Source organism: Limosilactobacillus caviae (assembly GCF_014635905.1).
Classification (GTDB): Bacteria; Bacillota; Bacilli; order Lactobacillales; family Lactobacillaceae; genus Limosilactobacillus; species Limosilactobacillus caviae.
Genome location: NZ_BMDS01000008.1, coordinates 37,434 through 62,882, shown reverse-complemented (window position 1 = coordinate 62,882; position 25,449 = coordinate 37,434). Strand labels below are relative to the sequence as shown.

The window sequence follows — 25,449 nt, the reverse complement described above, 5'->3', positions numbered from 1 at the left end:
TTCGTCGAAACTTTGTTCAGTTTTCAAAGGTCTACCAGTTAACTAACTAAGCAGTCAATCAACATATTCATTATATCATATACCGATTTAACTTGTCAAGAAGAAATTTTAATTAATTTTGAATTTCTTCTAATCAATAACTCAATCAGCAACTTTATTAATATATCATGTTGTCAATCAGATGTCAACAATTATTTATAACTTTTAACTTGAAGCATCTCAACAGCACTGCACTGTTTTGACAACGGTAATTACTATACATGGATTTCACTCTCTCGTCAACACCTTTTCTAAACTTTCTAAATTTATTTTTTAAATACAAACATTTCAATTGTGTTTGTAAAATTTATTTGTTTTTAAACTTTAAAAACAAATAAATACGCCCCTAAATCATATCATTAAGAGCGTATTTACTAACAATCATTTTATACTTATTTTACACGAGCCAAGTAATAATGCTTCTTACCCTTTCGCACAATTACAAATTTGCCGTCAAAGTGTGCTTGTGGATCGATTTCTGCATCAACATCATCGACCTTTTCACCATTAATTCTAATTGCACCGCTTGATACATCTTGCCGTGCTTGGCGACGTGAAGGTTCAATGCCATTATCAGTTAACCAGACAATAATGTTTTCTTTCTTGTTTTCTACATCAACTGAAGGCATATTCTTAAACCCTTGTTCAATTTCCGCAACAGAAAGGTCTGCCACATCCCCGGAAAACAGTGCTTTACTAATTCGTTCCGCTTCTTCAACTGCTTCTTGCCCATGAACAAACTTTGTTACTTCTTGGGCTAAGCGGCGTTGGGCTTCCCGTTTCCATGGTTCGTTTTTAACCTTTTCCGCCAAGTCATCAATTTCTTCTTTGGACAAGAATGTAAAGTACTTCAAATACTTTACAACATCACGGTCATCTTGATTAATCCAGAACTGATAGAACTCATATGGCGAAGTCTTTTCCGGATCAAGCCAAACTGCACCACCAGCGGTTTTACCAAACTTAGTTCCATCCGCCTTCAACATTAATGGAATTGTAAGTCCATATACTTTTGTAGCTGGTCCTTCTATCTTGTGAATTAAGTCTATTCCGGCGGTAATGTTACCCCACTGATCAGAACCACCAATTTGTAGTTGAACGTCATTATGACGGTAAAGATGAAGGAAGTCAACTGATTGAAGGATCTGGTAAGTGAATTCAGTGTACGAGATTCCGGCATCCAATCGACTGGCTACGACTTCTTTATTTAACATTGTATTGATATTAAATAATTTACCGTAGTCACGAAGGAAGTCTAATAAACTAATCTTGGAAAGCCATTCATAATTATTAACAATCGTAAAATTCTCTGTACCAAACAATTTCTTCATTTGAGCGGTCAAAGCTTCTTCATTATGATGAACCTGATCCATCGTTTGAAGCTGCCGTTCTGATTTCCGCCCAGATGGGTCTCCGATTGCGCCGGTTCCCCCACCGATAATAATAACCGGATGGTGGCCAGCTAATTGGAACCTTTTTAAAATCATAAATGGAATTAGGTGTCCAATGTGAAGACTATCTCCTGTCGGGTCGGTTCCACAATAAAGGGCAATCTTGTTTTCTGACGTTAATTTGCGCAAACCTTCTTCATTTGTGACTTGATTAATAGCGCCACGCCATTCTAGTTCATTAAGAATATCCATGCTTTACCTCCAAAATTCTCGGATACAAAAAATCCCTGGCCTCAATAAATGAAGTCAGGGACGGTTTACCGCGTTACCACCTTGATTTGCAGCTAAATAGCTACCACTCTAGTCGATAACGAGACGATCCGTTCAAATGCTGAAAGACTCCGTAAGTGTAATTCGCGCAACGGTATTGGCTAAGTTTACAGTAACCACTTGCTTCCTAAATGTCCAACCGCTCGCTACTAAAATTACTTCTTCGTCTTTAATTATTGCCGTCATTGTACATGGAATCGTCAACCACTGTCAAGCACTATTTAACATAAGATCATCATCACAAAAAACAAAAAGCTGAAGATGTTCTCACTCTCCAGCTTATTATTAATTATTTATCTTTTTTAGGTTCGTGCTTCTTTTCAGCTTTACGTTTAACAGTTGATGATGGTTGCTCCTTAGTCTGCTTTTCTACATATACTTCATGGACATAGGCTTCACCTGTTAAATCGGCAACCGGCTTAAACGTATCTGTAAAAAGAACGTCCATTTCCATTCCTGCCCGTGCCTTATTGTAGTACAGAGCAAGAATCGCATAAACAACTGGGAGATAACAAGCAATCCCAACAATTACAACAACAATTCCCACATATGTAAGAACATATGTAGCTGTATAAATGCCGTAAAAGGCAAGGCCACCAAAGATTAAACTCCAGACTAACATTGGAAGGAATTCTAATACAAACACGATTGCAAAGTAATTCCACTTCCGTCCGGTCATAAAGCGGCGACTTGCGGTTAAAGCATACCGCATGGATTGACCAAGAAATTGTGGCTGCTTTTCACGATATAAGAAGTAGGATTGCGAATACTCAATACTCTTCCATAAAACAACAATATCGTTAAGAATACGAATCGTCCAACCGGTATAAACAGCTGCCATCCCTGACAAATGAGGTAGCAACAGGGCGTTAACAATATTAAGCGGTAAGCTCCACAGGAACATGAACAATGTAACGTAAAGCATGATCCGCCAAAGTTGATTTTTCCGCAAGTGCTTATAATGCATCCAAATTGATCCAGCACTAACCGGTTGTTCTGGATAAGCTAATTTATCCTGGTAAGTATACTGTGTTGCTACTGCAAAGAATGAATAAAAGAATGCTAATACCGCAATGATTGCAAAAATCCCAAGAACTTCTAACAATGATAACAAGATTGCAACTGGAGAAGCCATTCCGTACATTACCATCATCATCGTCATACTCATTGATGCTGCAATATTAGAATTAAGCAACGTCAAAATTGAAACTAAAGCAATAAAAATAATTGAAACTCCAGCAACTGGCCACATCGCCTTTAAATAGTTAGGTTTTACCAGTTTCTTCAATGAAGTTACGAATTCCTCCATTGGAAGTGTTCGTTGTTTTTCCATTTTCATTTAAATTCTCTCCATCTTATTAGATTCTGATGTTAATCATACCACAACTCATTATAAGCTCAATTTATTCGCTAAATTATTCATCATTTCTTCATAGTTAGATAAAAATGGAGAGGCTACAGAAAATATTACTTTTCCTACCTCTCCATTTTAATAAATTGTTTTATTTTAGTACTTTTCCTTGCTTAATACATTAAGTTTGTCATCGAAGTCATAAACAACTGGTTGACCAGTAGCCATTTCAAGGTTCATGATATCTTCGTCAGAAATATCTTCAATGTACTTGCTCAATGCACGAAGAGAGTTACCATGGGCAGCGATAATAACGTTCTTGTTATCCAAAAGCTTTGGTGCAATCTCGTCTTGCCATAAAGGAATAACCCGTTCCAAAGTAACCTTTAAGTTTTCACCACCAGGAATGGCACGTGGGTCTAAGTTAGCGTAACGACGGTCTTGAGCAGCAGAACCCTCATCGTCAGCACTTAGCAATGGAGGTAACACATCGTATGAACGACGCCAAATATGAACTTGTTCGTCACCGTACTTTTCAGCAGCCTTCTTTTTGTTGTGACCTTGAAGTGCACCATAGTGACGTTCATTTAGACGCCAAGTCTTGTATTCAGGAATCCATAATTGATCGCATTCTTCAAGAGCGTAATGTAAGGTCTTGATCGCACGCTTCAAAACAGAAGTATATGCGTAATCAAATTCAATGCCGTGTTCCTTAAGAGCCTTACCAGCATTCTTTGCTTGTTCAACACCCTTTTCACTTAAATCAACATCAACCCAACCAGTAAATTGGTTAGATAAGTTCCATTCACTTTGACCGTGACGAATTAATACTAATTTAGCCATGTTCAATTGACCTCTTTCTTCTTAAATCTCGCTTTAAACAGCATTACTTCATTATTTTAATCCATTCGCCGTCAAATTCCAATAGCGAGCCATAAATTCCTACAAGCCTGCTTTAGCTCCAATGTCATGACGGTAGAAGCATTCTGGCTCATTAAGACGGGCTAAATAATCATAAACCTGATCATGCGCTTTTTGAAGGGATAAGTCTTCCCCTATAACCATTAGCAGCCGCCCGCCAGCACCAAGCAATTCATTAGCTGTTCCGGTGACATTTGCATAGTCAATAGCAATATTAGCAGCCACCGGAAATACGCCCAGTTTCTGTCCATGGATTGGTTTTGTTGGATATCCTTTTGATGCTAGGACAACACCAAAACAAGCATCTGCGCCTTCGATAACTTCCGGTAAAGGCTGGTCATTAATAGCGGCATCCACAAGTTCAAATAAGTCTGTTTTCATCCGTGGCAAAATCACCTGTGTTTCCGGATCACCAAGACGAACATTATATTCAATTACTTTGGGACCTTCATCAGTCAAAATAAGACCAATATACAAAATCCCATGATAATGGTAGCCACCAGCAACTAAACCATCAACTGTCGGCTTAACTACCTCATCGACCATCCGTTGAAAAACAGCCGAAGAAAGTTGGGGCAGCGGGCTATAAGCGCCCATCCCCCCGGTATTAGGCCCTTCATCTCCATCAAATGCCCGTTTATGATCTTGAGCCATTGGGAGGATCCGATAGTGCCCATTACTAACTAAAACAAACATTGAATATTCTGAACCAGTTAGGCACTCTTCAATAACCAACCGTGCCTGCCCATTAGCAAACATCTCTTTAATCGTTCTAACCGCTTCATCCCGGGTTTTAGCAATCACAACTCCTTTTCCTCCCGCCAAGCCGTTTTCCTTAATTACTACGGGAAAACCAAACTGGTCAACACCATTAATTGCCGCCGTCTGGTCACGATAGGTTGCGTGGCGAGCGGTTGGAACATGGTAATTCTTCATAAAATTAAGGGCATAGTCTTTTGAACCCTCTAGTTGAGCTGCCCGGGCGTCGGGACCAAAAGCCTTAAGTCCGGCTGCTTCAAATTCATCAACAATTCCATCAACCAAACAATCTTCAGGACCAACAAACGTCCATGCAACCTCATGATCTTTAGCAAACTGAATCAGCTTAGCAAAATCAGTCTCTGCAATTGCCACCGGAAACACACCGATTGCAGCCATCCCAACATTTCCCGGCGCACAATATACCTGCTTAACACGGGGACTTTTTTGTAATTTTTTTGCAATCGCAAATTCACGACCACCTTCACCCACAACTAACACATTTTGCTTTTTCATAAGGTCCTCCTAAAACTTAGTGGCGGAAATGCCGAATCCCCGTTGTTACCATTGCAATTCCATACTTATTAGCCATATCAATTGATTCTTGGTCGCGGATTGAGCCACCAGGTTGAACAATCGCCTTAACTCCATGTTTACCTGCATATTCAACACAATCGCCAAACGGGAAAAAGGCATCTGATGCCATTACTGTTTGTTCATCGATATTATTGCCAGCATGTTTGACCGCAATTTTTAATGAATCAATTCTATTAGGTTGTCCTTCCCCTACGCCCAACGTTCGCTCATTATTTGCTAATACAATTGCGTTTGATTTAGCATGTTTGACTGCTTTCCAAGCAAACATCAAAGTTTTCAGCTGTTCCTCCGTTGGCTGCGTCTCAGTAACACATTGCCAGTCATGATAATCTTCTTTTAATGTATCTTGTTCCTGGAGCAGCATTCCGCCCATCACAGACACTACCTCATGCTTTGTCGGTTCGTCTTTCTTACTAAAATCAAGGCTCAGCAAGCGGATATTTTTCTTCTTCGCTAACAGCTCATAAGCATCGTTATCAAATCCGGGTGCTATAACAATTTCTAAAAAGATCTTATGCATTTTTTCTGCAGTTGCTAAGTCGACCTGCCGATTAAGCGCAATTACCCCGCCAAAAATAGAAACCGGATCTGCTTCATAAGCGCGGTCCCAAGCCTTAACTAAGGAATCACCACGGCCAATTCCGCATGGGTTCATGTGCTTCATCGCTACTACTGTCGGCTCATCAAATTCACGAATACACCGTAATGCTTCATCCGCATCCTTAATATTATTGTAAGAAAGCTTTTTACCGTGTAACTGCTGAGCTTGCAAAATTGAAAAACTCTTAGGAAGGGCGTCTTCATATAACCATGCTTGCTGATGACTATTTTCACCATAGCGCATCGTTTCTTTCAGGTCCCAAGTTAAAGTTAATTTTTCTGGGTCGTTAATGCCGAGCTGCTTTGTAAAGTATTGCGAAATAAGGGCATCATAAGCGGCAGTATGGCGAAATGCTTTTGCAGCAAGTTTTGCGCGCGTTGCAAGCGTAGTGTTCCCTTCATTTTTTATTTGATTTAAAACTTCATCATAATCAGCTTGATCTACAACAATCGTCACATCATGGTAATTTTTTGCTGCAGAGCGAACCATGCTTGGACCGCCAATATCAATATTTTCAATTGCATCATTCGGTTTAACTCCCGGCTTTTCAATTGTTTCCTTAAACGGATAGAGATTGACGCATACTAAATCAATCGGTGTAATTTTCAATTCTTCTAAAGTCGCCATATGTTCAGGAAGGTCACGACGCGCTAATAAGCCGCCATGAACATACGGATTTAGTGTTTTTACCCGTCCATTGAGGATTTCTGGAAAATGAGTAACTTCTTCTATTCCAATGGTTGTAATTCCTGCTTCATCTAAGACCCGCTTTGTTCCGCCAGTCGAAACAATCTCAAATCCGTTTTCAACCAACCCCTTAACAAATGGGACCAAGTTCTGCTTATCGGAAACACTTACTAATGCTCTTTTCATAACTTAATTTTGCTCCTTTTTTAATGCCTGTTTAAGTGCCTGCGGATATAAATGATGTTCAGTTTCATGGACTCGTGCTGCCAATGTCTCAATAGTATCCGTTGGTAAAATCGGCACATGTTCCTGCGCAATAATAGGTCCTGAATCTAATCCCGAATCAATATAATGAACCGTTACTCCTGTTTGTGCCCGCTGATCATTAAAAGCCCGCTCAATAGAATGCAGCCCAGGATATTCTGGTAACCACGCTGGGTGAAGATTAATAATCCGATGGGCATAATGATCTAAAATTGTAGGACCAATCACCCGTAAATATCCGGCTAAAGCAATAAAATCAACCTGATATTCCTGTAATACTGCTAATAATCTCTGCTCATATTCTTCTTTTCCGCCGCAGGATTTAACAGTAAAGCTTTCAGCTGGAATCTGTAATCGTTTTGCCCGTTCCATTACTGGCGCATCGGGGTGATTGCAAAATAGTAATACTAATTCACCCGGTAAGTCACCATCTTTAAAATGGCGGGCTAAAACTTCAAAGTTAGTACCATTTCCTGATGCTAAAATTGCAACTTTCATTTAGAAACCTCACTTAATAACAATCTTCTCCGCATTGGGCAAACAATGACGAAGGTAGCCGATCTGGTAACTAGGCATTTGCTGCTCTGAAAGCAAATGTTGAACCTGGGCCGCCTTTTCTGGTGCTACCGCTAATACCATCCCTAGTCCCATGTTAAAAGTTTGAAAACAATCATCCCTTGTTAGGTCCCCTAAAATACGCAAATAATCAAAAATCGGTAATTTAGGCCACCGAGACGAATCAACAACTGCTTGTAAATTATTGCCAAGCATTCGGGGAACGTTCTCAATTAATCCCCCGCCAGTAATATGACTAATGCCATGAAGCAGTTTCTGGCGGATTAATGGCAAGACTGCTTGGACATAAATTCTGGTTGGCGTTAATATCGTTGTCCCAATACTCTGACCGCCTAGTTCAGCAGGACAATCGCCTAACTCAACATGATGATCCTTAAATAAGATTTGCCGAACTAGGGAAAAACCATTGGAATGCAAGCCACTGGATGGTAAACCGATAAGGATATCGCCTTTTTGTGGTCCGTTTGCCGTTAGCAGCTCATCTTTTTCTGCTACCCCCACAATCGTTCCTGCTAAGTCATATTCGTCCTTATCATACATATCCGGCATTTCTGCCGTTTCACCGCCAATTAATGCTGCTTCCGCTTGCCGGCAGCCAGTCGCTACTCCTTGAACAATTTCTGCCATTTTTGCAGGATTATTGTGACCAGTTGCAATGTAATCAAGGAAAGTTATCGGCGTGGCCCCCTGTGCTAGGACATCATTAGCACACATCGCTACCACGTCGATGCCGATTGTGTCATGTTTGTTCATTTGTTGAGCAATTAAAAGTTTAGTTCCAACGCCATCCGTTCCTGAAACAAGGATAGGATGTGCTACTTTTAATTCGCTCAAATCAAACATTCCGCCAAAACTGCCAATCCCGCCTAGTACTCCAGGTCGAGCAGTAGAGTTAACCGCTGCTTTTATCCGGTGAACAAGTTCATACCCAGCGTTAACATCAACACCTGCATCTTGATAGCGGCTCATTTAACCTGCTCCTTTCTCACCATTCGTTCCTGTTCATTTAATGATCTTAAATATCCTTCTTCATAATCATAAAGAGGAGTTGGGTACTTTCCGTCAAAATAAGCAACCGTAAGTCCGCCATTAGGGGCATCTCCTGCATCAGGCACGTCAATCGCCCTGATCAGCCGATCCTTACTTAAGAAATTAAGGGAATCTGCACCAATCAGCTTTCTCATCTCCTCAACCGAATGATGAGCAGCCATGAGTTCTGAGCGCGTTGAAACATCGATTCCATAAAAGCACGGAAATTTAAATGGTGGAGATGAAATCAACATATGTACTTCTTTAGCACCCGCCTTTTTAAGCATCTGAACAATCTGCTTAGAAGTAGTTCCACGGACAATTGAATCATCAACCACTGCAACCCGTTTTCCTTTCACTACCCCTCGTACTGCCGAAAGTTTCATATGAACCCCGAGTTCGCGCAATTCTTGGGTGGGCTGGATAAACGTTCTCGCAACATATTGGCTTTTTATTAATCCCATCTCATACGGCAAGCCGCTTTCCTCAGCATAACCGCTCGCTGCCGACAGGGATGAATTGGGGACGCCAATAACCATATCTGCATCAACTGGATGTTCTTGTGCTAGTAATTTTCCCATTCTTTTGCGCGCATTATGGACGGTTACCCCATGAATAATTGAATCCGGACGTGCAAAATAAATGTATTCCATCGAGCAGATTGCTAGCTGCGTTTTCGTGGTGTAGTGGTCAATATGCAGGCCATCACGATCAATAATAATCAATTCGCCTGGTAAGACATCGCGAACGAATTTAGCGTTGACGATATCTAGGGCACAAGTTTCACTAGCAACCACGTAAGCGCCATTGGTCAACTGTCCGATACATAACGGACGAATTCCATTCGGATCAAGTGCGGCAATTAATCGGTCTTTTTGTAAAAGTAAGTAGGCAAACCCGCCATGGACAATATTCAAACTCTTTTTCAAGGCCGGGATAAATCCCTTATTGATATATTTACGAATTAGGTGGATCAGGATTTCCGTATCAGAATCGGATTGAAAAACTGCCCCTTCATTCTCTAATTCACGGCGAAGGGTAATCGCATTAGTTAAATTTCCGTTATGTGCTAGTGCAACATCACCATCATGAAAGTGAAAGAGAAAAGGCTGAACGTTAGCAATCGAATTATGCCCGATTGTACCATAGCGAACATGCCCGATTGCTGCTTTACTCAACAAGCGTTCAAGTTCTGCTGGATCAGCAAAAACCTTCGACAATAATCCTCGGTCACGGTGTTGATAAAGGCTTTCACCATCTGTTGAGACAATTCCTGCTCCTTCTTGCCCACGATGTTGAAGGGTATGCAGACCGTAGTAAGTTAGTTGACTAGCATCTGTGGCACCAAAAACACCAAATACCCCGCATTCTTCATTTAGTCCCTTGATTTCAGCTGACACGGAATCGCCTCCTCCCATACTTTTTGCAGCTTATCAACACGAACATTAAGTTCATTATCTGCTAGTTTTGCCATCAGCCAATGACTATTCGTAACCTCGCCGATCATCGTCGCATCCCCGGCTAATTGTCTCTCAAATTCAATTGCCTTTTCCGGAGCGACTGTTACTACAAACCTGCCTGGAGTTTCACTAAATAGTTGAGCAGCTGTGTAATCGGAAAGATTTAATTCCAACCCTCGTTTTGTCTTAAATAACATTTCAGCTAAAGCCACACCTAAGCCACCCTCGCTAAGATCATGAGCGCTTGTAATAAATCCTTTTTCCATTAACAAAAGCAGCTTCTGCATGTATTCATGAACGTGGTGAAGGTCAAACGGCTGTACAAGACCGCTAATATCCCCCGTTAACATTTTTTGTAACTCCGAACCAGCATAATCATCGCGGGTATTACCAACCAAATAAACCTTATCGCCAGGGTGCTGCACGAATGATGGGATTACATGCGCAACATTTTTGATTAGACCAACCATTCCAACCATAGGAGTAGGATGAATTGCACGGCCATTATTCTCGTTATATAAGGAAACATTGCCTGAAATAACCGGTGTATTGAACTCCCGACAAGCATCTGCCATTCCTTGAACCGATTGATGAAGCTCCCAGAAAATTTCAGGATCAGTTGGGTCGCCATAATTTAGACAGTCAGTAATAGCTAATGGTTCCGCCCCGCTGGCAATCACATTTGCGGCTGCTTCTACCAGAGCGATTTGTCCGCCAACTTCTGGATTTAGGTAAACAAAACGACCATTTCCATCTGTTGTCATCGCTAGTCCCTTTCGAGTTCCCCGAATCCGCAAAACTCCTGCATCGCTTCCGGGACCGACAACTGTATTCGTCCGTACTTGTGAATCGTATTGCTGATATAGGCTGCTTTTATCAGCAATCGTTGGCTGCTGAAGCAAATCTAACAAGGTTCGGGTCGGATTAACGATCTGCGGATACCATGGCGTTTGTTGCTCTGCTTGGATAATCCGGTCTGGTTTCTTCTCCAAGCTTTCTTCCTCTAATACATCATCAGTCAAACTCGAAACCGGAATATGACAAACTTCTTCACCATCATGAAATAATACATAGTCATGTCCAGGTGTAATTCGGCCAATCGTCACCGCTTCAAGACCATAAAAATCAAAAATTCCTTTTACATCCTCTTCATGTCCCTTTTTCACGCACAATAGCATCCGTTCTTGCGATTCGCTTAACATAATTTCATAAGCCGACATGTGCGGTTCTCGTTGCGGTACAAGATCAAGGTTTAGTTCCATTCCGCTTGCTCCTTCAGATGCCATCTCCGCACTTGAAGAAACGATTCCCGCAGCACCCATATCCTGAATCCCAACGAGCCATTCCGAATGATTCTTGATTAGGTCTAAACATGCCTCTAGCAACAGTTTTTCCATAAAGGGATCACCAACTTGGACAGCCGACCGTTGTGTATTATTTTCATCATTGAAATCAGCGGAAGCAAACGTCGCACCGTGAATGCCGTCACGACCTGTCTTAGCACCCACATACATTACAGCATTGCCTATTCCGGCAGCCCGTCCTTGTTGAATGTCTTTTTGATCCATTAGCCCAACGCTCATTGCATTGCATAAAATATTACCTTGATAGCACGGATCAAAAGTTGTTTCGCCAGCAACTGTCGGAATTCCCATACAATTTCCATAGTCGCCAATTCCCCTGACAGTATTCGCTACCTTCATCCGCATCGTTTGATCTGTTAACTCGCCAAAATGCAGCGAATCTAATGACGCAATTGGTCGTGCACCCATACTGAAGATGTCACGGAGAATCCCTCCGACCCCCGTTGCAGCACCTTGATACGGTTCGACGGTCGTGGGATGATTATGGCTCTCCGCTTTAAATACCACTGCTTGACCATCGCCAATATCGACAACACCAGCACCTTCTCCCGGCCCTTGAAGTACCCGTTCATTTTTGTTGGGAAAAAGGCGTAGAACAGGTTTCGATTTTTTGTACGAACAGTGCTCACTCCACATTGCTGAGAATAAGCCGGTTTCCGTGTAATTTGGTAATCTTCCGAGGAGGTGTGTTCGAATGTAATCATACTCTGCCTCCGTTAGACTCCAATCTAAGTAAGGCTTTTTCTCTTTAATTTCTTCTGGGGTCATTGCTTGTCTCATCAATCATGCCTCCGCTTTTACTCTGCCATTTTCTAGCAAGGATTCAAATAACCGCAACCCATCAGTATTCCCAAGCAGCAATTCAACTGCCCGTTCTGGGTGAGGCATCATCCCTAGGACATTTCCACGCTCATTAGTAATTCCGGCAATATTATGTAAACTACCATTCGGGTTTTCTTCTGCATAACGAAAGACGATTTGATTATTTCTTTCTAGCCGGTTTAGTGTTTGCTCATCAGCATAATAGCTACCATCAGCATGAGCAATTGGCAATGATATTCGTTCGTGTTTTTGATATTGATTGGTAAATACCGTTTCCGAATTAACAACTTCTAGGGGAACGTTTTTGCAGATAAACTGCTGACTATCATTGGGTTTTAACGCGCCCGGTAGCAATCCGGCCTCTGTTAAAATTTGAAAACCATTGCATGTTCCAAAAACCGGTTTTCCAGCATCTGCCATCGCAATTATTGCTGGCATAATATTAGTAAAACGGGCAATTGCACCTGCTCGTAAATAATCTCCATATGAAAAGCCACCTGGTAACATTACCGCATCAAAACCATCAAGACTCTTTTGATAATGAGATACATACTCAACATCAGCATGGCAAACAGAGTGAAGTGCTTCGTAAAGGTCAACATCACAATTTGAACCAGGGAAAACAACTACCGCAATTCTCATTTAGGCTTCCTCCATTACTTGGTAAGTGTACGTTTCCATGTTGAAATTAACGAGTAGTTGATCCGCAATTTCTTTTACCGCCCTTGCAACATCTTCACCAGTTGCCGTTAAAGTTACATCGAAAAACTTTCCTGCTTTTACGGCGGTCACTTCATCATGACCCAACGATTGAATTGCTTCTTTAATTGTTTCACCTTGAGGATCAAATACCGATGGCTTATATGTCACGAAAATACGAACGTTTGTCATTTAATTTTCCTCCTTGATAACCGCCTGTAAGCGTGCCAGCACTTCATCATAGGTCTGTGTTAAATCAGCAATTTTACGCCTGTATACGTCTTTATCCATGTGGTGATTGGTAGCCGTATCCCATAAGCGGCAATTGTCCGGTGAAAATTCATCAGCCAGAATAATTTCACCATTACTAAGACGGCCAAACTCAAGCTTGAAATCAACTAATTGCATTCCCGCCTTGACAAATAAAGGACGGAGCAGATCATTAACTTTCCGACAAATATTCCACATTTGCATAAGCTCTTGATGACTAGCAATCTTCAGGGCAACGGTCGCTGATTCGTTAATAAACGGGTCATCAAGGTCATCGCTTTTAAAGAATGTTTCTTCAACTGGAGTGGCAAGAACAGCCCCCTCTTTAAGTCCATATCGTGTAGCAAAATGTCCAGCAACCACATTCCGTGTAACAAACTCAAGTGGAAACATCTGACACTTCTTTACTAGATCCTCGTTAGCAGATAATTTCTTTATAAAATGAGTAGCGACTCCATGATCCATTAAGTAACGGAAAACAAGAGATGAAATTGCGTTAGCTGCCTTTCCCTTTCCTGCAAAATGTTCTTTTCGTTTACCGTTTAATGCGGTTGCTTGATCCAAGTAAGCAACTCTTAAAACATCTGGATCAGCGGTTTGCCACATCTCTTTTGCTTTACCGGTATACAATAATTTATCCATCTCAAGGAACTTCCTTTCAAAAACACGAACTATAATCAATATTTTAAGCTCTAACTTCGGTTTCCATGAACATAATATACTATCACTTCCTCATCTCTGTCAACATAAAATGCGATAATTATTCATTATTTTGAATTTAAAGTTCGTGTTTTTACGTAAAATAGATAATAAAAAGACGGTGACAACTATTGAAGTTCGTCATCGTCTTTTGCTCGTTATTTTTAGTTTAATCCCAATCGCTTATAAATATCATCAACATGGCGAAGATGCCAGTGATAATCAAATGCGTCATCAAGGTCTTCTTTAGTTAGCTGCTTTTGAACCGTTGGATCGTCTTCTAATAATGGACGGAATGGAACTTGCTCGGCCCAACACTTAGCCGTATATGGCTGAATCAAGTCGTAAGCAGCTTCACGGGTCATTCCGCTATTAACCAGCTTTAGTAAGACCCGCCCACTGTAAATCAAGCCAAGCGTTTTGTCCATATTTTTCTTCATCGTTTCAGGGAAAACATCTAAGTTCTTTAAGATCCGGCCAAACCGCCGCAACATGTAGTCAAGCAATGAAGTAGCATCAGGTAAGATCATTCGTTCAGCACTTGAATGTGAGATATCACGTTCATGCCATAGGGAAACATCTTCGTAAGCCGGAACCATAAATCCACGGAGCATCCGCGCACAGCCAGTAATATTTTCCGAGCCAATCGGGTTACGCTTGTGGGGCATTGCTGATGACCCCTTTTGCCCTTTAGCAAAGTGTTCTTCTACCTCATGAATCTCGGTCCGTTGAAGCGATCGAATCTCTGTTGCCATTTCTTCCATGCTGGTTCCAATAAGAGCAATCGTTGCAATGTATTCCGCATGGAGGTCGCGAGGAAGAACCTGCGTTGAGATTTCTTGTGGCCGTAAACCAATTTTCTTGCAAACATATTCTTCAACAAACGGATCGATTTCTGCAAAAGTACCAACAGCACCAGAAATCTTACCAGCCTCAACACCTTTTGCAGCATGTTCAAACCGTTCTTTATTACGTTTCATTTCTGAATACCAGCGAGCAGCCTTTAAGCCAAATGTTGTTGGTTCAGCATGAACACCGTGCGTCCGCCCCATGCAAACTGTATACTTATATTTTTCGGCTAATTCTTTTAACACGTCCATAAAGTTATCAATATCTTGACGTAAGATATCGTTCGCCTTTTTTAAACGCAAGCCTTGCGCAGTATCAACAACGTCTGTACTAGTCATCCCATAATGAACCCACTTACGTTCAGGCCCCAATGATTTTGAAACATCACGGGTAAAAGCAATCACATCATGATGCGTCACAGCCTCAATCTCAGCAATCCCTTCAACAGAGAACTTAGCATTTTTCTTAATCTTCTCAACATCCTCTGCTGGAATGTGACCCAGCTTACTCCATGCTTCATCAGCGGCAATTTCCACATCAAGCCAGCACTGGTATTGCGTCTCTAAACTCCAAATCTTCTTCATCTCTGGACTAGTATAACGATCAATCATCTGTTAAAAATCCTCTCTATCTTTTTCTAAACGTATTATCGCATAGGAAATATAGGTACGTAAAGCCGAACTTTAGTCATTCCATATTCCGGTATTATCAATTTCTTCTAAGGTTACTGCAATGTTTTTGGTTAAAATCGTAACATGCCCCATTTTACGATTGTGCCGTATCTCCGCCTTACCATAATCATGGAAATGCCATTTTGGTTTGTTCTTAATTTCAGCACGCACTTTCTGCACATGCTGACCTAAGACATTAACCATTACTACTGGTTCTAATAGTTCAATCTTTGGCAACGGCCAGTTACAAATGGCACGATTGTGAATTGCAAACTGGGAAAAGTTGCAGGCTTCAATCGAATAATGCCCTGAATTATGCGGTCGTGGTGCTAATTCATTAATATAAATTTCCCCATTAGCAGTTACAAACATTTCAACGCCTAAAATTCCACGAAGATCTATCGCTTCGGCAATCTTAACCGCCATTTGTTGTGCTTTTTCTTGGAGATGCAGCGGAATTCTGGCAGGGACAATACTCAAATGAAGAATTTCATTATGATGAATATTTTCTGAAACAGGAAATACAGTAATCTCCCCATTTTCATTTCGTCCTACCATTACAGAACATTCTAATTCAAAGGGAACCCACCCTTCTAATATGCAATCGCCACTAGCAAGAATACCAGTACACTTCGTTAAATCCGTATTATGATAAAGAACCTCTTGCCCATGTCCATCATAACCGCCCTCACTAGTCTTTAAGACTGCCGGATAACCTATCTTTTTAATCGCCGTCTGCAGGCTAGCGGTATCGTGAACAGGCAAAAAAGGGGCTGTTTTTAATTTTGCCTTGCGTAAGAAGTTTTTCTCGCGTAAACGATTTTTAGTGATATAAAGTAAATGCGTGCCTTGCGGAATATAAACTCGATCGGCAACATCTTCAATCGCTTTTAAATCAACATTTTCAAATTCATATGTTAAGACATCTGCCTTACTAGCTAATTCTTCAATTGCCTTAACGTCAGAATACGGAGCAATAATTTGTTCATCAGCCACCTGTGCGGCAGGACATTGCGGAGTCGGGTCAAGGATAACAACCTTCATTCCGGTTTGCTTAGCATCCAACGCCATCATTTGCCCTAATTGACCGCCACCGATAATACCAATAGTCGCGCCTTGCGGAATAAACTTATTCAAGATCTTTCCCACTTTCTTTTGCTTGGTCATGCATAACTCGTCGATACTCAATGATTTTTTGCTGGATTCTTTTATCTGTAATTCCTAATATTTGAAGTGCTAATAACGCCGCGTTTTTTGCTCCGGCTTTACCAATAGCAGTAGTTGCAACCGGAATTCCGGCTGGCATTTGGACAATTGATAAGAGTGAATCCATTCCGCCAAGAGCCTTCGTCTGCCCTGGAATCCCGATTACCGGCAAGGGAGTATTTGCGGCAACCATCCCTGGCAAATGAGCTGCTCCTCCCGCACAGGCAATAATCACTTTAATCCCATTATCAACGGCATTCTGTGCAAAAGCGAACATTTCGTTTGGCATTCGGTGTGCTGAAATCACCTTTTTTTCGTAGGTTACGCCAAATTGATCCAAGATTGCGCATGTCTCTTTAACAGTTGGCCAGTCTGATTTACTGCCCATCACTACACTAATATCACTCATATCTCTGCCTCCTCAAATCTGTTTTAAGGATAGCAAAGACTTTTTTATAATTCAACACAAAAGTCGAACTTAATTAATGTTTAAATTAAAATAGTTCGTTAAATTTTGTGAAAAGAAAAAGGCCGAATCCATTTCCAGCCTCTTTCCTAAATTATATTAGTTTAACTCCTTCAACATCTGGGTGTAAGCGGACTACTTTTCCCTTTAGCCCCGCAGCATGTACTGCCTGTTCAAATAATCCGTAATCGTCATTATCGATAACTGTCATTACTGTTGGGCCGGCGCCGCTTAAATACGTTGCTAGTGCTCCATGTTTTTTCCCTAATTCACGAATTTGATCCAATTCTGGAACTAGCTCTTTGCGGTATGGTTCATGAAAGCGATCCGCCTCCATTAATTTAAACGCGACATCATAGTTTTTAGCAAACAAACTAGCAACAAAGGTATTAGCAACCGCGCTCGCATGAACAGCTTGGGAATATTCTAATTGATATGGCAAGGCAGCTCGCGCATCGGCTGTTTTAAGATTATAAGGAGGGATATATGCAGCAAATGCATAAGGGAATAAGGGCGCTTCAACCGCAGAAAAATGCCCATTAATGTGCGTTCCTACTACTAGCCCTCCTAGAATAGCCGGTGCAACGTTATCGGGATGACCTTCAATCTGACTGGCAATCTCAACTTTTTCTTCCTTACTAAAGTTCAGGTCCTTAAGCTGATTTGCTAATTCGATTCCGGCGACAATTGCACTTGAACTGCTTCCTAATCCATGTGCTACCGGGATTTCACTGACTACCCGCAGGTGCTGTGGCGGTAAATCCGGTGCAACACTTAATGCCGTTGTTACAATCATATTCGTCTCATCATGAGGAAGCTTCCCAAGCTGGTGATCAACTTGCCAGTTATCGCTTAGACCAAGGACTTCTAATTTTAAATATAAAGAAACTGCAATCCCAATCGAGTCAAACCCCGGACCAAGATTAGCACTGGAAGCAGGTACTTGAATAATCATTATGCTTCCTCCTATCCCATCACTTTATAAGCCGCCGACAAATTAATTGACTGATCATTATCCACTTTAGTTAGCAATGTCTGTAATTGTTCTTTGCTCATCCGGTGAGTAATGATTGCAATGTGCGCAATTTTGCCATCTTTTGTTTGGGTTATTTCCCGAAAACTAGCATTAACATCCGTCATCATCTGCGTTAGCTTCAACATTTGCCCAGGAACATCCGGCAAGGTTAATGATAAATAGTATGGATATTTTATATCAGCAAGTTTTGCCGGAATATAAGGTTGCTGGTAATTATTAAAGAGATTCCCATTAGTTCCAAGGATAATGTTTTTCGTTACCGTCGTTATATCGCTTAACACACTGTTGGCAGTTGGCAAGCCCCCTGCACCGCGGCCATAAAAGAGCGTATCCCCAACTGCTTGAGCTGTAACCATTACTGCATTAAATTCATTATTGATTGTTGCTAAAGGATGATCACGGGGAATTAAGACTGGGCCAACTTCGACAAATACTCCATTATTAAACAGCTTGGCAATTCCTAGTAATTTAATTACGTATCCAAATGACGCTGCTTGTTGAACATCAGCGTCATTTAATCGGTCAATTCCTTCCACCGCAATATCCTTAATATCTAGTTGGGTTCCAAATGCAAATTGACTTAATATAATCATCTTGTAAGCCGCATCCTTACCCGTTACGTCATTGGTTGGATCGCTTTCCGCAAATCCCAGCTGTTGTGCTTGAGCAAGCGCTTGGTGGTATGACCATCCCCGCTGGCTCATTTGCGTTAAGATATAATTAGTTGTTCCGTTTACAATCCCTTTTACTTCAGTAACCTTATCTGCTGTAAAGCTATTAGCAATCGTTCGCAAAATAGGAATCCCACCAGCCACACTTGCTTCAAACATTAAGTCACAGTGATTTTCATGCGCGACAGCCATCAATTCCGGACCATAAGACGCAATCAAATCCTTGTTCGCCGTGACCACGTTCTTATGATTTTTTAATAAGGTTGTAATATATTCTTTAGCCGGATGAATACCACCCATAAGTTCAACGACAATTTTTATTTCATCGTCATTCAAGATTTCATCAAAATCAGTTGTTAAAGAAGTTTCATCAGCATACTTAGTATAGTTATCAAGGTTTCGAACTAAAGCTGTTTTAACTGTTAACTTGCACCCAGTGACATCGAGAATCTTATCCGCATTTTGTCGAACCATCTGTAAGACTCCTGACCCGACCGTACCCAGACCGAGCAGTCCCAGTTTAATGTTTTTCATTTTTTCGCCTCAGTTTCTCATTGTTTTTTCATTTCCAGCATTGTACCATAGCATATAAGAAACATACAATTAAAATAAAATCACCTTTGAAATTGGAGGAACTATCATGGACTACCGTAGCACTCAGGGAGACTTATCAACGATTTTAAAATCACCAACTGCTATCTTACAAGGACTTGCTCCAGACGGCGGTCTTTATGTACCGCTTCATTTTCCTCAACCAACTTATAACCTTGCAACCCTAATTTCATTGCCGTACCAACAACTTGCTGCAACTATTCTTAACTGGTTTTTTGATGAATTTACGAGCGATCAACTACTAAAAAGCGCGAATACCGCTTATGGCAATCAGTGGGATAGCAGCTTAATTGCTCCGTTAACGTCCAAACACGCCGGTAATTATTACCTTGAGCTTTTCCACGGACCGACACTAGCATTTAAGGATATCGCCTTACAAATGTTACCCCAATTAATGTCACGCGCTGCACAGAACACCCAACTAGAAAAACAAATCGTGATCCTTACCGCAACTTCTGGTGATACCGGAACGGCCTCAATGCGGGGGTTTAGCAATCAAAAAGACACACAGGTAATCGTCTTTTACCCTGCTGGCGGGGTTAGTCCGGTTCAATTACGCCAAATGCTGGGGCAGCCTGGAGCAAACCTCCACGCAATCGCAATTAAGGGTAATTTTGATGATGCCCAGACAAGTGTTAAACATATTTTCAACGATCAAGCATTTAATGACCGCCTTGCACAAAATAATAACTGCTTTTCTTCAGCTAATTCAATGAATATCGGGCGGCTTATCCCCCAAATTGTGTACTATTTTGCTGCATACGGACAGCTTGTTCATGCAGGCGGGATCCAACTAGGGGAGAAAGTTAATTTCACCGTGCCGACTGGTAATTTTGGCGATATCCTCGCTGGTTACTACGCTAAAAAATTAGGCTTACCAATTAACAAGCTCCTGTGTGCTTCTAATGAAAACAATGTATTGACCGACTTTTTCAAGAGCGGAAAATATGATCGGCGCCGCAACTTTTACCTAACTAACTCACCAGCAATGGATATTTTAGTATCAAGTAATCTTGAACGGCTCCTCTTTGATCTTTATGATGAAAACTGCGTAACAGTTGCTAAATTAATGAAGCAATTAGCTACTGACGGTCACTACCAGGTAGATTCCACCGTATTAAATAAGCTTCAGGAGCAATTTGTGGCTGGTTTTGCGACCCCGGATGAAGTTGAAGCCGAAATCAAACGAGTATATTTAAATGACGGATATGTTATTGACCCGCATACTGCAGTGGCATCATATGTAACACATCAATATCAGCAACAAAGCCATGACACAACTCCCACGGTTATCGTGTCAACTGCTAGTCCGTATAAATTCCCTGAAACCGTCTACCACGCACTAACCAACCAAAAAGTTAGTCAAAGCGGTCTCCCTGCCCTTCAACAGTTACATGGCCTTCTGGGCGATCAACTTAGCACTGGTGTCCAAGCATTAGTAGATCAAACACCGCGCCAAGAAAAAGTTATTAACCCAGCAGATATGGAAACCTTGATAAGTAAAATTTTAAACTTAAAATAAGCTACTCTTGACGTTAACGAAAAACAGGTGTCACGATTCAGTAAATTTGAATTATGACACCTGTCTTTTATATTTATAAAAAATAGACTACTAAAACAAGGAAAATTCTAGTAGTCCAATTTATGAGTTCTCTACTGTACTATTTATACGCCGTCATGTTAATCAGCATTTCCTTCTGATTTAGCAATTCCATCTCGCAAAGTACTCATATCAACAGTACTTTCACGAAATTCCTTATTATCAACCGGCAAATGCTGTTCTAAATTATCAAAGACTTCAAAACTCCCTGTCAATTCGGAAGCATCAAATGCCAGAAGGTGACCAGCAAATTGCCGATCATCACTGATAAAGTGAAGGTGCCATCCCGCTGCCGTTATCGTTCCAAAGATTTCTGGCGCATAGTAGCCGATGATTGTCCCTGCAATATTATCGGCCGTAAATTCAGGCTGGTGTTGAGCCACATCAAGCAATGTTGGATATGGCTTTTCCTGTTTAGGAGCAATCCGAATTTTAACATGTTCAAAATTTCCATTTAACTTTAGAAAGGCAAAAACGTTATTAAGTTTGTGGGCTTTTACAAAATCATTATTAAGTTTTGCAAAATTTACATCTGTTAACGTGATTCCTTGTTGTTCAGCTGGAAAATGGACTGACGCAAATGGCATCGTTGCGTTCATATCAGTAATACGATTTACTTTTCCGCTTGCGACAGCTTGGTAAACCTCATTGTCTAAAATAAGGACTTCGCCATCTAACCCTGTAAATGTACCAATTCCCATCGACCCGTGTTTTAGTAAATCACGAACAGTAATTGTTCCGTCAAAATTGCCAGCCATTAAGGCAGCCAACGTTCCGTGTTCATATAAAGTTGTGATAATATCAGCCCTTTCTATATTAGCCAAGTTGTGAATCAATTAAGTTAGCAGCTAATTCTTTATTGTTAGTGTAGTCAACCGGAACATCCACTACAACTGGGCCATCAGTATCAAATGCTTGGTTCAATACCTTGGTAAGGTCAGCAGGTTTATTAACCCGTAATCCGGTTGCACCAAAACTTTCAGCATATTTAACGATATCAACATCGCCGAATTTAACACCTGCTGCTTCTGGATACTTCATTTCCTCTTGAAATTTAACCATGTCATAATGGCCGCCATCATTCCAGACAATCGTAACAACATTTAGGTGGTGTTGAACTGCCGTTGCTAATTCTGCACCAGAGAAAAGAAATCCACCATCACCGCAAACAGCGACCGCCTTATGTTCTGGGTAAAGCATTGCCGCAACCATTGCCCATGGTAAGCCAACACCTAGCGTCTGCATTCCGTTACTAATCAATAAGTGACGCGGTTGGTAACAACGGAAGTGCCGGGCCATCCAAATATAATGTGAACCCACGTCTAAAGCAACATGCATATCATCAGTCACATTTTCTTGAATTGCCTGAACAACTGCTAATGGGTGGCTAGCGCCGTTACTTGTTGGTACTTGTAGTTCCTTATCTTGATCAAGTTCTTGTTTGTACTTAGTCAATTGATCAGTAGCAGCCTTAGGATATTGGTAGCCTTTCAATAACTTGTCAAGTTCAGATAGACTAGTGGCGATATTACCAACTAATTGCATAATCGGTGTAAAGTGGTTATCTATTTGTGCTGGTAAAGTATCGAGGTTAACAATCCGCAAATTACCTTCTTTATTCCAATTCCGCGGTTCATATTCGATTGGGTCATATCCAACAGTAATTACTAAATCACTTTGTTGGAGCAATTGATCACCAACTTGGTTACGGAATAAGCCAATTCGCCCGAAATATGACTGTTTTTCTAAGTCTCGTGATACAACTCCGGCCGCTTGATAAGTTTCAACCACCGGCAAAGAATAATCACTTAGCAGTTGACGTAAAGCGATTGTAATCTCTTCATCTGCTCCCCGTTGACCGACTAAGATCACCGGCATTTTACTATTTTTAATTAATTCCACTAATTTTTGTAAGTCATTTGGATCTGCCGGACCCATTTTGGGTGTTTCATAAATTGGCAATGGCTTTTCAGTCACTTCAGTGTCATCAACATCTTGAGGAAGACTAACAAACGCTGCTCCCTTCCGTGCATCTTGACTCGCTTCAAATGCATTTGCCATAATTTCAGAAATATTATTAGGATCTTGAATTTCAGCACTGTATTGGGTGATTGGTGCCATTATTTCTGTTGAAGGGGTACTTTGGTGGGTTGCCCGGTGAAGGTCTTTTCGTTGTACTTGCCCACCAATTGCTAATAGCGGATCACCTTCTGCATTTGCAGTCATAATCCCAGTTGCTAAATTACCGACACCCGGACCAGAAGTTGTGATTGCAACCCCGGTCTTACCAGTTAACCTCCCGTATGCTTGTGCCATAAAAGCAGCATTCTGTTCATGACGAGTAACAATTAATTTAGGGGCATCTTCACTATCTTTTCCATCGAGGGCCTCAAATAATCGATCAATTTTAGCGCCAGGAATTCCAAAGACCAAATCAATACCGTGTTTTCGTAAACTATCAATAACGACATCTGCACCATGAAGCTTCTTTTCCATAGCCATCCACCTCTACTTTTAAAAATAATATATTCTTACTGTAAGCCTATTTTTAATTTTTCACAAGAAAGCCATTATGTTCACATGCCTTTATTGTAGTGATGCCAGCCTATTCCCTTGAAAAAGTTTGTGAAAAAAGCACCGATGTAACAAATTACACAATCGGTACTTTTCAATAATTATTTAAAATAATCCGGTAATCTTGCCGTTATCATCAATTGTCATATTTACCGCTGCGGGTTCTTTAGGTAATCCAGGCATTGTCATCATATTACCGGCTAAGGCAACGACAAAACCTGCACCAATTTTTGGAACTAGTTTGCGAATATGGAAAATAAAATCAGATGGTGCTCCCAGTTGCTTTTGATCATCCGTAAATGAGTATTGTGTTTTAGCAATACATACCGGCAAATCATTCCACCCATATTTTGCAAACCGCTTCAATTGATTCTGCGCTTTCCGGCTAAAAGATACTTCTTTGGCGCCATAGATTTGCTTGGCAATCTTTTCTAGTTTTGTTTGGAGGTCATCAACTTGAACATTGTAAATATGAGTAAATTCACTTGGACTGTCAGCGAGTTCAACTACTTTTTCAGCTAAATCATGCGTTCCTTTGCCACCCTTAGCCCATGCATCAGTTAGGACCGCTTCAACGTTTTGCTTTGCGCAGTCATCCTTAATCATTTGGATTTCTTTATCTGTATCCGAAATAAAATGATTAATTGCCACCACAATTGGCAGCCCGTATAATTGCATGTTCTTAATATGACGGTTAAGGTTTGCCATCCCCTTCTTTAAAGCATCGAGGTTCTCATCATTTAGGTCCGCAAGCTTAGCGCCACCATTGTATTCCAGTGCGCGGACAGTTGCTACAATAACAATTGCATCAGGATGTTTGCCGAGGACACGCTGTTTAATATCAAGGAATTTTTCCCCACCGAGGTCAGCACCAAAACCGGCTTCGGTCACTGTATAATCAGAAAGGTTAAGCGCCGTCTGTGTGGCTAAGACACTATTACAACCGTGAGCAATATTTGCAAATGGTCCACCATGAACAATCGTTGGCGTATGGTCGAGTGTTTGAACAAGGTTAGGTTTTAATGCATCTTTCAAAATAATCGTAATCGCATCTTGGAAGTTGAGCTGACCAACCGTTACTGGTTCTTTATCGTACGTATAGCCAACCACAATCCGGCTAATCCGTTCTTTTAAGTCATGAAGACTAGTAGCAAGACATAAGATCGCCATCAATTCAGAAGCAGCCGTAATGTCAAAGCCTGTTTCACGTGGAACACCCGCCATCGGACCACCCAGGCCAGTAACAACATTCCGCAAGGCCCGATCATTAACGTCTTCTACCCGTTTCCAAATAATGCGACGCGGATCAAGATTCATCGCATTGTCACGCATAATATAGTTATCGATCAACGCAGCAAGCGTATTATTGGCACTTGTAAGAGCATGTAAGTCCCCGGTAAAGTTCAGATTGATATCTTCCATTGGAACAACCTGACTATATCCACCACCAGTTGCACCACCTTTGATCCCAAATACAGGACCCATTGATGGTTCACGCATTGCGATTGTTGTTTGATAATTCAACTGATTCATTGCATCGCCCAGACCAATTAAAACGGTTGATTTTCCTTCACCAGCAGGGGTTGGATTAATTGATGTAACTAAAATCAATTTATGTTTTTTGTCTGGTAACGGCTTTACATTTAAATCAATTTTAGCTTTATACTTACCGTATTGTTCAATATCATCTTCTGAAAGGCCGAGTTTCCCAGCAATCTTAGTAATTGGTTCCAGTGTCGCTTGATCTGCAATTTCAATATCTGTCATGAATATCAGCTTCCCTTCTTTAGACCTATCTCAATTTTATTATACACTAACTCAAGACTTTTTCAGCTATCTGGCAAAATAAGTTCGATAATATCTAACTTTAATCAACTTAAACGCTAATATCGTTCGGATAATTAA

The 25,449-nt window shown here is 41.1% G+C and carries 21 protein-coding genes; 1 reads left to right on the top strand and 20 read right to left on the bottom strand.

The features are described 5' to 3' along the window. Positions 1 to 431: 431 nt before the first annotated feature. The 17 genes from tyrS to IEU90_RS09810 form a co-directional block, all read right to left on the bottom strand. A complete protein-coding gene (tyrS, locus tag IEU90_RS09890; protein ID WP_153710781.1) occupies positions 432 to 1,682 on the bottom strand; it encodes a tyrosine--tRNA ligase in 1,251 nt (416 codons plus the stop codon). A 367-nt stretch (positions 1,683 to 2,049) separates the two neighbouring features. Then, complete coding sequence (locus IEU90_RS09885; protein ID WP_153710782.1) at positions 2,050 to 3,099, bottom strand: hypothetical protein; 1,050 nt, start codon at positions 3,097 to 3,099, stop codon at positions 2,050 to 2,052. A 168-nt stretch (positions 3,100 to 3,267) separates the two neighbouring features. Next, positions 3,268 to 3,954, bottom strand: a complete 687-nt coding sequence (locus tag IEU90_RS09880) for a 2,3-diphosphoglycerate-dependent phosphoglycerate mutase (protein WP_153710783.1) — start codon at positions 3,952 to 3,954, stop codon at positions 3,268 to 3,270. Positions 3,955 to 4,053: 99 nt separating this feature from the next. Further along, complete coding sequence (gene purD, locus IEU90_RS09875; RefSeq protein WP_153710784.1) at positions 4,054 to 5,307, bottom strand: phosphoribosylamine--glycine ligase; 1,254 nt, start codon at positions 5,305 to 5,307, stop codon at positions 4,054 to 4,056. A 16-nt stretch (positions 5,308 to 5,323) separates the two neighbouring features. Next, complete coding sequence (purH, locus tag IEU90_RS09870; protein ID WP_153710785.1) at positions 5,324 to 6,862, bottom strand: bifunctional phosphoribosylaminoimidazolecarboxamide formyltransferase/IMP cyclohydrolase; 1,539 nt, start codon at positions 6,860 to 6,862, stop codon at positions 5,324 to 5,326. A gap of 3 nt (positions 6,863 to 6,865) precedes the next feature. Next, complete coding sequence (gene purN, locus IEU90_RS09865) at positions 6,866 to 7,438, bottom strand: phosphoribosylglycinamide formyltransferase (RefSeq protein WP_153710786.1); 573 nt, start codon at positions 7,436 to 7,438, stop codon at positions 6,866 to 6,868. Between the two features lie 9 nt (positions 7,439 to 7,447). Further along, on the bottom strand, positions 7,448 to 8,485 hold the full coding sequence (purM, locus tag IEU90_RS09860) for a phosphoribosylformylglycinamidine cyclo-ligase (RefSeq protein ID WP_153710787.1): 1,038 nt from the start codon (positions 8,483 to 8,485) through the stop codon (positions 7,448 to 7,450). Then, positions 8,482 to 9,945: an amidophosphoribosyltransferase gene (gene purF, locus IEU90_RS09855; RefSeq protein ID WP_188358070.1), complete on the bottom strand. Its 1,464-nt coding sequence runs from the start codon at positions 9,943 to 9,945 to the stop codon at positions 8,482 to 8,484. Before purF ends, purM begins: the two co-directional genes overlap by 4 nt. Beyond that, positions 9,921 to 12,149, bottom strand: coding sequence for a phosphoribosylformylglycinamidine synthase subunit PurL (gene purL, locus IEU90_RS09850; protein ID WP_188358069.1), 2,229 nt, complete (start codon positions 12,147 to 12,149; stop codon positions 9,921 to 9,923). Before purL ends, purF begins: the two co-directional genes overlap by 25 nt. A 3-nt stretch (positions 12,150 to 12,152) precedes the next feature. Further along, positions 12,153 to 12,833, bottom strand: coding sequence for a phosphoribosylformylglycinamidine synthase subunit PurQ (gene purQ / locus IEU90_RS09845; protein ID WP_153710790.1), 681 nt, complete (start codon positions 12,831 to 12,833; stop codon positions 12,153 to 12,155). Then, entirely contained in the window at positions 12,834 to 13,082 is a 249-nt protein-coding gene (gene purS / locus IEU90_RS09840; protein WP_163705670.1) for a phosphoribosylformylglycinamidine synthase subunit PurS, read from the bottom strand. Next, a complete protein-coding gene (gene purC, locus IEU90_RS09835; RefSeq protein ID WP_153710792.1) occupies positions 13,083 to 13,802 on the bottom strand; it encodes a phosphoribosylaminoimidazolesuccinocarboxamide synthase in 720 nt (239 codons plus the stop codon). 221 nt (positions 13,803 to 14,023) lie between these two features. Then, entirely contained in the window at positions 14,024 to 15,319 is a 1,296-nt protein-coding gene (purB, locus tag IEU90_RS09830) for an adenylosuccinate lyase (RefSeq protein ID WP_188358068.1), read from the bottom strand. Between the two features lie 72 nt (positions 15,320 to 15,391). Beyond that, positions 15,392 to 16,546, bottom strand: coding sequence for a 5-(carboxyamino)imidazole ribonucleotide synthase (gene purK / locus IEU90_RS09825; RefSeq protein WP_153710794.1), 1,155 nt, complete (start codon positions 16,544 to 16,546; stop codon positions 15,392 to 15,394). Continuing rightward, complete coding sequence (gene purE, locus IEU90_RS09820; RefSeq protein WP_153710795.1) at positions 16,509 to 16,994, bottom strand: 5-(carboxyamino)imidazole ribonucleotide mutase; 486 nt, start codon at positions 16,992 to 16,994, stop codon at positions 16,509 to 16,511. Before purE ends, purK begins: the two co-directional genes overlap by 38 nt. 151 nt (positions 16,995 to 17,145) lie before the next feature. Next, positions 17,146 to 18,006 carry a homoserine kinase gene (gene thrB / locus IEU90_RS09815; protein WP_188358067.1) on the bottom strand — a complete coding sequence of 287 codons (861 nt, stop codon included), beginning with the start codon at positions 18,004 to 18,006 and terminating at the stop codon, positions 17,146 to 17,148. An 11-nt stretch (positions 18,007 to 18,017) separates the two neighbouring features. Beyond that, positions 18,018 to 19,292, bottom strand: a complete 1,275-nt coding sequence (locus IEU90_RS09810) for a homoserine dehydrogenase (RefSeq protein ID WP_153710797.1) — start codon at positions 19,290 to 19,292, stop codon at positions 18,018 to 18,020. A gap of 106 nt (positions 19,293 to 19,398) precedes the next feature. Between IEU90_RS09810 and thrC the strand changes: the two genes are divergently transcribed. Further along, the gene (gene thrC, locus IEU90_RS09805; RefSeq protein ID WP_153710798.1) at positions 19,399 to 20,892 is read left to right on the top strand and encodes a threonine synthase; all 1,494 of its coding nucleotides are present in this window, start codon (positions 19,399 to 19,401) and stop codon (positions 20,890 to 20,892) included. Positions 20,893 to 21,050: 158 nt separating this feature from the next. Here thrC and budA read toward each other — a convergent pair whose 3' ends face one another. The 3 genes from budA to IEU90_RS09790 all read right to left on the bottom strand — a co-directional run bounded on the left by budA (position 21,051) and on the right by IEU90_RS09790 (position 25,311). Next, positions 21,051 to 21,767 carry an acetolactate decarboxylase gene (gene budA / locus IEU90_RS09800; protein ID WP_188358072.1) on the bottom strand — a complete coding sequence of 239 codons (717 nt, stop codon included), beginning with the start codon at positions 21,765 to 21,767 and terminating at the stop codon, positions 21,051 to 21,053. A 19-nt stretch (positions 21,768 to 21,786) separates the two neighbouring features. Next, complete coding sequence (gene alsS, locus IEU90_RS09795) at positions 21,787 to 23,466, bottom strand: acetolactate synthase AlsS (RefSeq protein WP_188358071.1); 1,680 nt, start codon at positions 23,464 to 23,466, stop codon at positions 21,787 to 21,789. Positions 23,467 to 23,649: 183 nt separating this feature from the next. Continuing rightward, entirely contained in the window at positions 23,650 to 25,311 is a 1,662-nt protein-coding gene (locus IEU90_RS09790) for a formate--tetrahydrofolate ligase (protein ID WP_153710800.1), read from the bottom strand. Positions 25,312 to 25,449: the final 138 nt, after the last annotated feature.